11 protein-coding genes and 1 tRNA gene are annotated in these 13784 nt (G+C 68.1%); 2 read left to right on the forward strand and 10 right to left on the reverse strand.

Annotated features, from left to right (window positions below; all coding sequences use genetic code 11):
• Positions 1–2: 2 nt before the first annotated feature.
• The 10 genes from CYU59_RS26140 to CYU59_RS26185 all read right to left on the reverse strand — a co-directional run bounded on the left by CYU59_RS26140 (position 3) and on the right by CYU59_RS26185 (position 11438).
• Positions 3–638 (reverse strand): DUF305 domain-containing protein, encoded by a 636-nt coding sequence (locus CYU59_RS26140; protein WP_293004187.1) that lies wholly within the window; start codon positions 636–638, stop codon positions 3–5.
• A 189-nt stretch (positions 639–827) separates the two neighbouring features.
• Entirely contained in the window at positions 828–1250 is a 423-nt protein-coding gene (locus CYU59_RS26145; RefSeq protein WP_293004188.1) for a zf-HC2 domain-containing protein, read from the reverse strand.
• A gap of 64 nt (positions 1251–1314) precedes the next feature.
• A complete protein-coding gene (locus CYU59_RS26150; protein ID WP_293004189.1) occupies positions 1315–2496 on the reverse strand; it encodes a PPE family protein in 1182 nt (393 codons plus the stop codon).
• A gap of 306 nt (positions 2497–2802) precedes the next feature.
• Positions 2803–3147: a hypothetical protein gene (locus CYU59_RS26155; protein ID WP_293004190.1), complete on the reverse strand. Its 345-nt coding sequence runs from the start codon at positions 3145–3147 to the stop codon at positions 2803–2805.
• 281 nt (positions 3148–3428) lie between these two features.
• Entirely contained in the window at positions 3429–4907 is a 1479-nt protein-coding gene (locus tag CYU59_RS26160) for an MFS transporter (RefSeq protein ID WP_293004191.1), read from the reverse strand.
• Complete coding sequence (locus CYU59_RS26165; RefSeq protein WP_293004192.1) at positions 4904–6052, reverse strand: PLP-dependent cysteine synthase family protein; 1149 nt, start codon at positions 6050–6052, stop codon at positions 4904–4906. Before CYU59_RS26165 ends, CYU59_RS26160 begins: the two co-directional genes overlap by 4 nt.
• A 106-nt stretch (positions 6053–6158) precedes the next feature.
• Positions 6159–6587: a hypothetical protein gene (locus CYU59_RS26170; protein WP_293004193.1), complete on the reverse strand. Its 429-nt coding sequence runs from the start codon at positions 6585–6587 to the stop codon at positions 6159–6161.
• Between the two features lie 625 nt (positions 6588–7212).
• A tRNA-Met gene (locus CYU59_RS26175) sits at positions 7213–7286 on the reverse strand.
• A gap of 68 nt (positions 7287–7354) precedes the next feature.
• Positions 7355–10327, reverse strand: coding sequence for a UPF0182 family protein (locus CYU59_RS26180; protein ID WP_293004194.1), 2973 nt, complete (start codon positions 10325–10327; stop codon positions 7355–7357).
• An 88-nt stretch (positions 10328–10415) separates the two neighbouring features.
• Entirely contained in the window at positions 10416–11438 is a 1023-nt protein-coding gene (locus CYU59_RS26185; protein WP_293004195.1) for a PDZ domain-containing protein, read from the reverse strand.
• Positions 11439–11544: 106 nt separating this feature from the next.
• Here CYU59_RS26185 and CYU59_RS26190 point away from each other — a divergent pair, with 106 nt between their 5' ends.
• Positions 11545–12918 carry a zinc-dependent metalloprotease gene (locus CYU59_RS26190; RefSeq protein WP_293004196.1) on the forward strand — a complete coding sequence of 458 codons (1374 nt, stop codon included), beginning with the start codon at positions 11545–11547 and terminating at the stop codon, positions 12916–12918.
• A gap of 35 nt (positions 12919–12953) precedes the next feature.
• A complete protein-coding gene (locus CYU59_RS26195) occupies positions 12954–13784 on the forward strand; it encodes a cyclodehydratase (RefSeq protein ID WP_293004197.1) in 831 nt (276 codons plus the stop codon).

The raw sequence follows: 13784 nt of genomic DNA on the forward strand, positions 1-13784 counted from the left end.
CTCTATAGAGATGCCTCGATGGTTTGCATGGTGGCGATCTCTTGCTGCTGACTGTTGACGATGGAGCGCGCCAATGTCACGGCTGGCGCGTCGTGACCGGAGCGGATTTCCACCTGGGCGGCGTCGATGGCGCCCCGGTGGTGCTTGATCATCTGGGTCAGGAACAGCTTGCCGGCGGCGGGGCCGTCGGCGTTGCGTAAGGCGCCCATGTCGGCGTCGGACATCATGCCGTTCATGCCGCTGTGGTTCGGCATTCCCGGCATCGCGTCTCCCGGTGTCCCGTGTGCCGGCGCGAGCGGTTGCCCCCATTGGCGCAGCCAGGTCTGCATCGTCTGGATTTCGGGTCCTTGCGCGGCTTTGATCTGGTGGGCCAGTTGCGTGACGCGCGGGTCGATGCCGGGTTTGCCGAGGATGATGTCGCTCATCTGGATGGCTTGTTGGTGGTGGGGAATCATCTGCTGGGCGAAGGTGACGTCCGCGGCGTTGTGGGTCTGCCCGCTCGCCGGCGAACTCGATGCCCCCGCGGGGGCTGTGGCGGAGCCGGTCGGGCTGGGCTGATGGGGCGCGTTGCCACATGCCGTCAAGGCCAGCAGGGTTGCGAACGCTGCCAGCACGAAAAGTGGGGATCGTTGGGTCATGAGCGTGGTGTCTCCTCGGTTAATCGGTGATTGTGCAGTCGTGCGACGTGGGCGGTCCAAGACATCGGGGCCCTCGTGCTCACGGTGCGCGGCACTCCAGCGATGTCCGGGGCGTTCGCCCGGCACACCCCGGCGAGGGGCGTCCGGCGCGTGGACCGTGCGGACGGCGCGCCGCGGTGGGTTGACGCCTCACCTCCGCGTCCACAACCTCGGTCTACGGCACCGACGCCGCTTGCGCGGGCCTGCGGCGCCAAGGCTGTGCGCCACCGGGCCGCAGGCCTCGACGCGATCCAGAAGCGCGAGCCAGGCGGGGATGACGCGAAGGTCGTCGACGACGTCGCGGCAGCGGCGACACCTTCTGAGGTGTGCCTCGTAGTCACGCTCATCGTCTGCCGAGAGTGCGCCGAGCACGTACGCGGCGTCCCACGTCGCGTACGGGTCGCGGTCGCAGCGACGGGTCACGGCGTGCCTCGGGCGATCGCGCCACGCACACGGCGTCCCGGTGTGTCTTCGTGAGGCTGCCGCGCGCTCAGAAGTCGTTGTTCGGCGGCGCCGGTTGGTGGTGTGCTGGGCTGTCGCCGCGGCCGGGTCGGGTGATGGCCATATCCTCATCGGGGTCTTCTCTCCTGGGGGTGACGCTGCGCTAAACCGGTGCGCAGCAACGTTTGTGGTGGTGTTATCCGGCGGCCGGGGACCGCGGAACGACGCTGGGACGGGTATCGAATCGCGGTGTTGCGCTGGCCGGGCTGGGGTCGGTGCGCCCAGCGCCCGCTGCCAGCGGCACCGGGCCGAGCATGCTTGCCGGCGCGGCGGGCCCCACCGGCGAGGAGACGCTCGGGGTGGGCGCCGTCAGCGACCCGGCGGGACTGATCGGCGCCGCACCGGTGGCCCAGGTTTGTGGCACCGACAGCGGGCCGATCGTGCCGGCCCGACCCACCGCGGCCGACGCCGCGGCCTGGGTTCCCCCAGAGCCCAGCCCGGCAAGACTTGTCGAGCCCGCCGCGCCGGTTGCCGGCGCGAGCCCACCGGCGGCGGCGGGCAACGCGGCGGCGGCTGCCGTGCTGGCTGCTGGGAACAAATTCTTGAGCTGGTTGGCGTTGGACAGTCCCGCACTGGTGATCCATCCCAGCGAACTGGTCGCCGACATCACCGGCTGCAGCGTGGTGAGCGAGTCGAGTCCCGACGTCGTTACTGTCGAGGTGGGCGCCGCCAGGGTTTGCAGGGTCTGCGGTGTCGTAGCGGTCAGCTCGGCCAGCGCCGTCTGCGCGCTCGTCGCGGCCGGGGTGCCCGTGGCGTGGCCGACTGCAGCGGCCTGGTAGACCAAACCGACCGGGTTCGTGGTGTGTTGCGGCACAGCGAATGTCGGCAATGTCGCCGCGCTCGCCGAGTTGGCGGCGTAGCTGTACATCGCCGTGGCGTCCTGGGCCCACATGGCGTCGTAGAGGGCTTCGGTGACCGCGATCGCCGGGGTGTTTTGCCCCAACACATTGGTCGCGATCAGCGCCATCAGGGTGCTGCGGTTGGCCGCGATCACCGGTGGAGGCACGGTCATCGCGAACGCGGTCTCATAAGCGGTCACCGCCATCCGCGCTTGGACGGCGGTCTGTTCGGCTTGGCCAGCGACGGTCGTCATCCACAGCACGTTCGGTGTCGCCGCGGCCGCCATCGCCGCCGACGCCGCACCCAGCCACGGCCCGCCGGTCAGCCCGGAAATCACCGCTTGGTAGGACGCTGCGGTGGAATACAGGTCCTCGGCCAGACCGTCCCAGGTCGCGGCGGCGGCCAGCATCGGTCCCGCGCCGGGGCCGGCGTACATGCTGGCTGAATTGATCTCCGGCGGTAAAGCAGCGAAATCCATTGTGTCACCTTGGCTTAACTGACAGTAAGAGGGTGGGGGTCACCGACGGCGGTACGCGCGTAGCGTGGTCTCGCGGGGTCAGCACGTTCGTCATGGGCGGTCACTGCGTCCTTGCTGACCCAGGGCGGCGGTGCGGGTGCGGCCGTGGCTCACCGCGCAGGTCGGGTCTGCTTCGGCGGCGCCGCCGCCATGCGGGCAGCCGGTGCGCGCAAAAAGTGTGCTCGCGCTGCGGCCGGTGACTGCGGCACCACGGTGGTGGCGGTGGTACCGCGACGACGGTGAGACGAAAGCCCGGCGGTCAGCCGGTCAGCGGCGCGAGATACCGAGCCGAGTCAACAGGTCTCGGCCGGCGAGGACAAAGCGTGGCGCCCTGGGCGGCCCACGGCCAGCGGGCACCACGCGAGGGGCCCACACACCTGCGGCGACGCCCAGCGCGACCACCAGGCCGAGGCCGGCCGGGTTGACGGCCTGTCCCGTTGCCGCGGTGGTGGCCAGCAACTTCGAGCATCGGGGTGCCAATCCTTGATCCGCGGACGCGTCGTGGGCGTAGATGCTGCCGTGGGTGGGCTGCGCCGGTGCCGCCGAGGCCTGCGGCGCGCCGAACGGCAGACTCGCCAGATGCATCCACCCGCAGCCCAGAGCGACCAACACCAGACACACCGCCAGCGCTGTCGCGCACGCGGTCCGCACAGTCGCCGATCTGCCGGCGTGGCCGGGTCCTCTGATGCCTCGATAGTACCCAGATATGGGGGGTATGCGGAAGGCGGTGGCGGCGCCCCCGCGCTGCCCGGGTCCGAACCGCTGGAGCTTTTTACGGTGATCAGCGCAGCTGAAGCCGTTATGAGTCCTTGCGCTGAACAGCGTGGCCGACTTCCCGACTCGCGGTCGCGTGATACCCGTACCGTCTACGGGTATGGCGGTCTGCGGATCAGTCATGTCGTCACAGCACCGCGGTGTGCCGGGCGGGTCGTTCGCGCCGAGCCGTTGCCGGGCCCCGCGGCGAGGGAACATCCGCATTCGCCTCGGCGGACCGGACCCCGCGGGGGCCGCGCAACGGCGCGCCCGGGGTGCGGCCGCGTTGCCAGCAGACTCGCGACCGGTGCGCAGGCCCGCCCCGCCGGCCGCCTGATCCCGGCGGGCGACGACAGCACCGGTTCGCCGGCGGCGGGCTCGCCGTGCGCGCCGCCGGGCTGGTGGGCGCGATTGAGGCGCCACAGCGCGAATGCGGCGCCGGCGCCGATCAGCGTCAGCCCGCCCCATACCAGCGCGCCGGCACCGACTCGTAGTGCCACACCGAAGGCGGTTCCGGTGGCGAGGTTGCCGATCAGGATTCCCGCACCGACGATGGTGTTGTAGAACCCGTAGTGAGTGCCCACCCGCCGGTTTCCGGCCAGGGCGATGACGGTGTCCATCTCGAAGGGGAACACCGCCGCCGAGCCGATCGCGAGCAGAGCCGCCGAGATCAGCAGGGCGGCCACCGCGACCGGCGTCCCGAAGCGCTGGCCGTCGGGGACGGCGGCCAGCGGCAAAAACGAGGCCGCCACCATGGCCACCCCGGCGGTCAGACTGCGCCGGGGTCCCCAGCGGTCGGCGAACCAGCCGGTGATGCGTAACTGTCCGGCGACCGCGATCAGACCTGAGACGGCGAACATGGTTGCCACCAAACGGGTTTGAGCGCCCGGGGCCAGCACCGCGGCCTGTAGCGGCAGAGCCAGATACACCTGGAAGGTCAACACATACGTGCCGATCATCGCGGCTGCGAACAACACGAACGACCGGTTACCCAGAACGATCCGCCAGTCCTGGACAACCGAGGTTGTGTCCGGTTCCGGCTCGCGTTCACGCTGGGGCAGCGCCGCGAGCTGCGCGGCGGTCAGGACGGCGAACACCGCCGCCGCGGCGGCGGCGGTGACCCGAAAGTCGATGGCCACCAGCATCATTCCGACCAGTGGGCCCAGCAGGATCCCGGCTTGGTAGAAAATGTTGAACATGGCGAACGCCTCGACACGGCGCTCACCGGCCTCGGCGGCCAAATAGGCCCGCACCGCCGGGTTGAACAATGCGCCGGCGAACCCGGTGGCCGCGGCGGCGATCACAATCGCCGGTAGGGAGTGGGCCACGACCAGCATCGCGAACGCGCCGGTGCGCAGCACGCAGCCGGCCACGATCAGCGGCTTGTAGCCGATCCGGTCGGCCAGGGTTCCGCCCACAATGAACATGCCCTGCTGGGAGAAGTTACGTACTCCCAGTACCAGACCGATCGCCCAGGCGGCCAGCCCGAGCGGACCCGCGAGGTACCCGGCCAGATACGGCATCAGCAGGTAGAAACCCAGGTTGATACCGAACTGGTTGACCATCAATACGTGTGCGGCGCGATCGAAGCTTCGCCACCGTGTCAGGAAGTCCCTCATGCGGCCACGTCCAAGGCGGGGTTGGTGACGGTGGTCGTTCTGGTCCAGGAGGTCACTACCTGCTGGCTGGGGTCGGTGATGACCGCCGGTTCGTCGACGGGCTGCCAATCCAGCAGCTCGTGTTGGCGGCAGTAGTCGTCGTTGTAGATGGTGTCGAAATAGCGTTGGGGCCCGTCAGGGAACACCGCCGCGATCCGGGCGTCACCGGGGTAGGTGCGCGCCGCCCAGCCCGCGACCAACGCGACCGCGCCCACGCTCCAGCCGCCGCTGGTGAACTGGCTGGCCGCCAGGGCGCGCGCCGCCCACACCGCCTCGCGGGGCGCCACCCAGTGCACTTCGTCGAAGGCCTCGTAGTCGATGTTGCGGGGATAAATGCTCGAGCCCAGTCCGCGCATCAACCGCGACGCCACCGGCTGGCCGAAAATGGTGGAGCCGACGGTGTCGACCCCGATCAGCGTCATCTGCGGGTTGAAGTGGCGCAACACCCGCGCCACCCCAGCCGAATGCCCGCCCGTGCCCACTGAGCACACCAGCACGTCGACCCGGCCGATCTGGTCCACAAGTTCCAGCGCCAACGACCGGTAGCCGTCGATGTTGTCGGGGTTGCTGTATTGATCCGGGCACCACGCCCCGGGGTGCGCGGCCAGCAATTGTGCGACGCGGTCTTTGCGGGCCTGTTGCCAGCCGCCCACCGGGTGCGGCGCGTCGACCAGCTCCACCTGCGCGCCGTAGGCGGCCAACATGTGCCGCACGATCGGCTCCATGCCGGGGTCGGTCACCACCGTGACTGGATGACCGTAGGCCTGCCCGGCCAGTGCCAGCCCCAGCCCAAAGCTGCCGCTGGTGGACTCCACGATGCGGGCCCCGGGCGCCAGTTCGCCGCGCGCGCGGGCCGCCTCGATCATGTGCATCGCCGGGCGGTCTTTCATGCTGCCGCCAGGGTTGAAGCCTTCCAACTTGGCCCAAAACCCCCGCCCGGCCGGCGCCAACGGCGCCCCAACTCGCAAAACGGGAGTGTGGCCGACCATCGCGCCCGGCCGCACATACGTGGCCGGGGCGGGCTGGCCGCAGTCGCGCGGCTGCACAACCCGCAGCGCGGAAATCGGCTTAGCACAGGTGTTGTCGAAAGATAAAACGTCGGTCATCAGAAATCGTCGCTTTCTTGGCGAGACCGCGCGTCCCCGCGCGGCACGTGACAGAGGTCAGCGATCGCCGGCCGCGGGCGTCGCCCAACGACCTGACGCTGACCAGTCAGCGACGAGACAAACAGAACCGGATCAAACGATCTTGACCGGCGAGAAGTGCGGCAGGCCCCACCGGCGGACCCCGCCCGGGCGACACCCCTGACGTCACCAACCACCCCGCCGCGGCAGCTACCCCGACGACACCCACCAGCATCAACGCGCCCAACACGGTTGATGACCGAGGTATCACAGCGGTCGTCAACCGCTCCGGATGCGGCATCGCCGAGCCTCGGTCTAGATGCGGATGACCCGGGGTGAGAGTGAACCCGCCGTGCAACGAGTCCAGCATCACGTGCGTGTGCTGTGCAACCGCCGACTCCGTATGCGCGGCGACATCGTGAGCCCCCACGGCCAGCGCCCAGCCCGCCAACCACAGCACCGCAAGCGCAGCCACCACGCGCCGGGACCGAGATGTCACACCAGCTAGATCAGACATTTCCGCCACTGATCCCACTGCGGCCCTGACGAAGCGCTGGGGCGTCGGTCGCGTGATGACCAACGAGCACTTGGCCGCGCCTCACGCGCTGACGCTCCCCGGTCGCCTGACCGGGAACAAACGCATCGAACTGGAGGGCGGACATACCGCGATCGTATACCCCCCACCCGTATATGCCAACCGGGGGAACCGCCGCAGCGGACCTGCTGACGACTAGGCAGGTCCGAAGCAATCCATTAGCGGGGCGTCATCACGCATGGTCGAGAACATCTTTCTCAGCCTGGACGAGCATCGCGCGTAGAACTGCGCCGCCGCGGTCGACGATGGCCAGTTCGTCGTAGGTAGGAGGCGACGAGAATCTGAGCGAAAGGATCAACGTCGTCAGCCAGCATGAAACGAATGTTACATCGCTTGTAGAATTTCTACACTTATTGTCATACTTGCGTGTCGAGCTCGATGCGATCGCACATTGGGGCCGATCCGCCTGGGCCAATAGTCCCGGCCGGCCGGAATCTGGCTGCGCCCAGCGCAATCGAGATTTTTAGTAGAGCTAATGTGTCCAATTGCGTGTCCACGAAGCAAGTAAACGGCCCCCGGAGTAATCTCCGAGGGCCGTTCCTACTAGTAGCGGGGACAGGATTCGAACCTGCGACCTCTGGGTTATGAGCCCAGCGAGCTACCGAGCTGCTCCACCCCGCGACGGGTGAATATCAGGTTACCGAATGCGCGCGATGCCACCAAATCGCGCTCTCACCAGTACCGGAGCTCTACTTCGCCTCGTTGTACTTGTTGATCGCGTCGTCGAGACGCTGTAGCGCGGTGCCGTAGGCGCCGAAGTCTCCCGACTTCTGCGCGTCTCGGGCCGCACTCATCGCGGTCTCGACGTCCTTGAGCGCGCCAGCCTTCGCCGGTGACAGGCTGACAGCGCCGCTGGGCGGCGGCACGGCGGCGTTGGCCGGCGGCGGCGGGTTGGCGGGCGGCACGCCCCCGGGTTGCGAACCGGCGGCCGGACCCGATTCGGTGGGCGCGGGGCCGGCTGCGGTCGCACTGGCGCCGGGCCCGAACAACCCGTTCAGCGCGTCGCCGACGGTCGGGCCGTAGCCGATCTTGTCGTTGTACATCATCGCCACCCGGATCAACCGCGGATACGACGACGCGACATCACTGGAGCCGGGCGAGGCATACACCGGCTCGACGTAGATCAGTCCACCCTGGGCGACCGGCAGCGTCAGCAGATTGCCCCACTTGATCCGGTTCTGGTTGTCCCGGCCGATCACGCCGAGGTCTTGGGACACAGCGGTATCCGTGGTGATCGCGTTGTTCGCCAGCTTCGGACCGTTGACCTGCCCCGGGATGGTCAGCACGGAGATCTTGCCGTAGGTCGACGGATCGGAGCTCGCGCTGATGTAAGCGGCCAGGTAATCGCGCTTGAACCGGTTCATCGCACTGGTCAACTGGAATGACGCCGAATCATCGCCTTTGGCAATGTTTTTCGCGACGATGTAGTACGGCGGCTGATAGCTGCTAGCAGTGGGGTTCGGGTCCAGCGGCACGTCCCAGAAATCCGATGTGGAGAAGAACGTCACCGGGTCGTTGACGTGGTACTTGGCCAGCAACATCCGCTGCACCTTGAACAGGTCTTCGGGGTAGCGCAGATGCGCGGCCAGCTCAGTGCTGATCTCGCTCTTCGGTTTCACCGTTCCCGGAAAGACTTTCATCCACGCCTGCAGCACGGGATCGTGCTCGTCCTGCTCGTAGAGCGTCACCGTGCCGTCGTAGGCGTCGACCGTGGCCTTCACCGAGTTGCGGATGTAGGACACCTGCTTGTCGGGCGCCAGCCGGTTGAACGCCACTTCGGTGGAGTCCGCGGTCGCGGACGACAGGGACGTGAGTTCGGAGTAGGGATAGTTGTCCAGCGTGGTGTAGCCGTCGATGATCCACACCAGCCGCTTGTTGACGATCGCCGGGTAGACGCTGCTGTCGGTGGTCAACCACGGCGCCACCGCCTCCACCCGCTGGGCCGGGTCCCGGTTGAACAGGATCTTGCTGTTCGATCCGATCACGTTGGAGAACAAGAAGTTTCGCTCGGCGAACTTGGCGGCGAAGACGCTCCGGGAAATGATGCCACCCAGCGGTACACCACCGGTCCCGGTGTAGGTGTAGTTCTTGGTCTCGGTGTTGGTCTCGTAGTCGTATTCCCGGTCGACACCGCTCTTGCCGACGATCGCGTAATCGGCGGGCGTACTGGCGATCACCGGCCCGTAGTAGACCCGCGGCTGATCCAGCGGTGCGGGACCGCTGGACGTCACGCTGCCGTTGGCCCCGACGACGCTGGCCAGGAACTCCGGGTAGCCGCCGTTTTGGTTGGGGTCGTTGGCAATACCGCGCACGGTGTTGGCCGGCGACGCGATGAAGCCGTTGCCGTGGGTGAAGACGGTGTGCCGGTTGATCCAGTCCCGTTGGTTGTCGATCAGGTGGTCCGGATTGAGTTCGCGGGCGGCGACCACGTAATCGCGCAGGTTGCCGTTGCGGTCTCGGTAGCGGTCGATCGACAACTGGTCGGGGAAGTAGTAGAAGTTCTTGCCCTGCTGGAACTGGGTGAACGCGGGGCTGATGATGGTGGGGTCCAGCAGCCGGATGTTGGAGGTGGTGGCCCGATCCGAGGCCACCTGCTCAGCCGTGGCCCGTCCGTCACCGCTGTAGTCGCGGTAGGTCACCACGTCCTCGGTCAGACCGTACGCCTGCCTGGTCGCAACGATGCTCCGGCTGATGTAATCGCGTTCCTTCTGCGCCGCATTGGGTTTGACGCTGAACTGCTCGATGACCAACGGCCAGGCGGCGCCGACCACCACCGACGACAGCAGCAACAACACCAATCCGATGGACGGAATGCGCAAGTCCCGCAGCACCACCGCGGAGAACACCGCCGCCGCGCAGATCAGCGCAATCGCCAGCAGGATCAGCTTGGCCGGCAGCACCGCATTGATGTCGGTGTACCCGGCTCCGGTGAACGGCTTGCCCGCGCGAGTATGCGACAGCAACTCGTAGCGGTCCAGCCAGTACGCAATAGCCTTGAGCAGCACCAGCGTTCCGACCAGGCTGATCAGCTGGATCCGGGCGGACCGACTGAGCGCACCCGTGCGCCCGGACAACCGGATGCCCCCGAAGATGTAGTGCGCCAGCAGATTCGCGACCAGAGCCAGCAGCACCGCAGCGAACAGGAAACTGAGGACCAGCCGGTAGAACGGCAGCTCGAAGGCGTAGAAGCCGAGGTCTTTGCCGAACTGCGGATCGCGGACACCGAAGCTGCTGCCGTGCAGGAAGAGCTGGATACGAACCCAGAAGGTCTGCGCGACGATTCCGGCGAGCAGCCCGATCGTGACCGGGACGCCGACCCCGATCACCCGCAGCCTCGCCAGCACCGCGGTGCGGTAGCGCGCCACCGGATCGTTGCCGTTACTCGGGACGAACACCGGCCGGGTGCGGTAGGCCAACGCCAGCCCGGCGAACACGATGCCGCCGACCAGCAGCCCGATCGTCACGAACACGATCAGCCGGGTCGCCAGCACCGTGGTGAACACCGATCGGTAGCCGAGCTCGCCGAACCAGAGCCAGTCGACATAGGCGTCGATCAGCCGGGGGCCGACCAGCAGCAGCCCGATCACGGTCAGGGCGATCGCGATGAGTGTCCGACTGCGTCGAGTCAGCTTCGGCATTCTGGCGGCGGGCCGCATCCCCACTAGCTACGCTCCCTGCTCGGTCTCGACGGCGATCCTGTCGTCGACTTTACGCATCACTTGAGATCTGCCCCGAGATCGATCGCGCGGCTCAGCAACTCGGCGGCTGTCCGCCGGTGTGGACGGTGTGCAGTGCCTCGACCGCCCCGCCGAGGTTGTCGACCTTGATCAATTGCAGGCCGGGCACCTTCCCGGAGTTCGCCTCGTAACAATTTCCGGCCGGCACCAGAAACACCGTGGCACCGGCGTCGTGGGCGGCGCTCATCTTGTGCGCGATCCCGCCGATCTTGCCGACCTCGCCGTCCGGCTTGATCGTGCCGGTGCCGGCCACGAACTTCGACCCGGCGAGATCACCGGTGGTGAGCTTGTCGATCACCGCCAGGCTGAACATCAGACCCGCGGACGGCCCGCCCACGTTGGCCAGGTTGAAATCCACCGCGAACGGCGCCCACGGCGCGTCGGTGACCGAGACACCCAGGAATCCGAAGTCACCCTTGGGGTTATGGCCCAGCGTGATCTTCGCGGACCCGGGCGGCGCGTTCTTGCGGCGGAAATCGACGGTGACCTCTTGTCCGGGTTTGGTGGTCTTCAGGTACGAGGTGAACTGCTCGACGTCAGCCACCGGCTTGCCGTCGACAGCCTGCACGGCATCGCCTGCCTGAAGTTTCCCCACCGACGGCCCGGGGTCGGGAACGGTGACGATGGTGACCGCCTTGGCGTACTTCAGGTAGCCCAGGGCGGCGAACTCGGCGTTGTGCTCGGATTCCTTGAAATCGGCGTCGTTGGCCTTGTCGACCTCGTCGCGGGATTGCCCCGGCGGGTAGACGAGGTCGCGCGGCATCAGCTGCTCCTGCCCGGACAGCCACAGCATCAGCGCCTCGGCCAGGCTGAGCTCGTCGCGCTGGGACACCGTCGTCATGTCCAGGTGGCCGGTCGTCGGGTGGGTGGTGGTCCCTTTGATCTCGACCACCTGCTTGCCGTCCACCTCGCCGAGGGTGTCGAAGGCCGGGCCGGGACCCAGCGACACGTACGGCACCGTCACCGCGGCGAGCAGCACACCGAAGACGACGATCGGGACCAGCGCCACCATCAGCGTCAGAATCCGCCTGTTCACGTCGCCAACACTAGACGGCGGCATCACCGCGTCCCGGTCCGTGACCCGCCCTCAGCGGGCAGGTTCGCTCACGGCGTGACGCCGGTGCGCGCGTCGCGCCCCGACCATGAGTACCGTTGTGGACATGGCTGACCCGCCTTTCGGCTTCTCCGCGGGAGACGACTCGGACCGCGACAAGCGCCGCGAGAACGAACCCGAGCCTGGCTCGGGCTCCGCTGATCCATTCGGACTGGGCGGCCTCGGCGCCGAATTCAACGTTGCCGACCTGGGCCAGATGTTCACCCGGCTCGGGCAGATGTTCAGTGGCGCCGGCTCCATGGGCGGGCAGTCCTCCGGCCCGGTGAATTACGAACTGGCCCGCCAGCTGGCGTCGAGCTCGATCGGGTTCGTCGCGCCGATCCCCGCCGCCACCCGCGAAGCGGTCAGCGACGCGATCCACCTCGCGGAAACCTGGCTCGACGGCGTGACCGCGCTGCCCGCGGGCACCACCAGGACCGTCGCCTGGTCACCTAACGACTGGGTGGACAACACGCTGGAAACCTGGAAGCGACTGTGCGATCCGATGGCTCAGCAGATCGCCACGGTGTGGGCGTCGGCGTTGCCCGAAGAGGCCAAGGCGATGGCCGGCCCGTTGCTGTCGATGATGTCGCAGATGGGCGGCATGGCCTTCGGCTCGCAGCTCGGCCAGGCGCTGGCCCGGCTGTCCAAGGAAGTCCTGACGTCCACCGACATCGGATTACCGTTGGGGCCCAAGGGAATCGCGGCACTACTGCCTGATGCCATCGAGTCGTTTGCCGACGGGCTCGAGCAACCGCGCAGCGAGATCGTCACGTTCCTGGCCGCCCGCGAGGCTGCCCATCACCGCTTGTTCAGCCACGTGCCCTGGTTGTCCAGCCAGCTGCTCGGCGCCGTCGAGGCCTACGCCAAGGGCATGAAGATCGACATGAACGGCATCGAAGAGCTGGCCCGCGACTTCAACCCCGCGGCGCTGAACGATCCGGCCGCGGTCGAGCAACTGCTGACCCAGGGAGTGTTCGAGCCCAAGGCCACCCCGGAGCAGACCCAGGCACTTGAACGGCTCGAGACGCTGCTGGCCCTGATCGAGGGTTGGGTGCAGACCGTGGTGAACGCCGCACTCGGCGATCGCATCCCGGGCGCGGCCGCCCTCGGCGAGACGCTGCGTCGCCGTCGTGGCACCGGCGGGCCTGCCGAGCAGACCTTCGCCACCCTGGTGGGCCTCGAACTGCGGCCCCGCAAGCTACGCGAGGCCGCGGCGCTCTGGGACCGGCTGACCCAGGCCGTCGGCGTCGACGCCCGCGACGCGGTCTGGCAGCACCCCGACCTATTGCCCGGCTCCGACGATCTCGACGACCCGGCCGGCTTCATCGACCGCGCCCTCGGCGGCGACACCAGCGGGATCGACGAAGCCATCGCCGAATTCGAGCGTCGCGCTGGCGACGACGGCGCTGTGGATAGCTGAGTTTCCCGGACCGAACCCCGTGGCACAGTGCCACGATGGCGCAGGAGCTGTTCGCGCTCGACCCGGCGCTGCCGGTGCTGCTTCGCCCCGACGGCGCCGTGCAGGTGGGCTGGAGCCCGCGACGCGCCGTCTTGATCCGGCCCCCGCGCGGCGTGACCGCGGCCGGACTGGCCGCCCTGCTGCGGGCGATGCACTCCCCGGCGTCGATGGACGACCTGCGACGCCGATCCGAAGGGCTGAGCGACGAAGAACTGGACGATCTGATGCGACGATTGGTGACGGCGGGGGTCGCCACCCGCGGCGTCCGACAGCGGTCGACTCGGTCGGCGTCGATCCGGGTGCACGGTCGCGGCCCGCTGTCCGAGCTGTTGGCCGAGGGCCTGCGATGTTCGGGCGCGCGGGTCAAACAGAGCAATCAGCCGCACGCCGCCGTCACCTCCGCCGACGCCGACCTGGTGGTGCTGTCGGACAACCTCGTCGCCGATCCGCGGCTGCTCAGGGAACTGCGCGACCAGGGGGTCGCACATCTGGCGGTCCGGGTGCGCGACGGCACCGGACTGGTCGGCCCGCTCGTGATCCCCGGGGTGACCAGCTGCCTGGACTGCGCGGACCTTCATCGCCGCGACCGAGACGCGGCGTGGCCCGCGGTGGCCGCTCAGCTGCGCGACACCGTCGGAGTGGCCGACCGGGCCACCCTGCTGGCCACCGCGGCGCTCGCGCTCAGCCAGGTCAACCGAGTCATCGGCGCGGTCCGCGGCGTGGATTCGGAGCCACCGGCGTCGCTCAGCGCCACCCTGGAGTTCGACGTCCACGCGGGATCGATCGTGGCGCGGCGATGGCCGAGGCACCCGCTGTGCTCCTGCTGA

The organism is Mycobacterium sp., assembly GCF_002863225.1.
In the GTDB taxonomy this organism is placed as follows: Bacteria; Actinomycetota; Actinomycetes; order Mycobacteriales; family Mycobacteriaceae; genus Mycobacterium.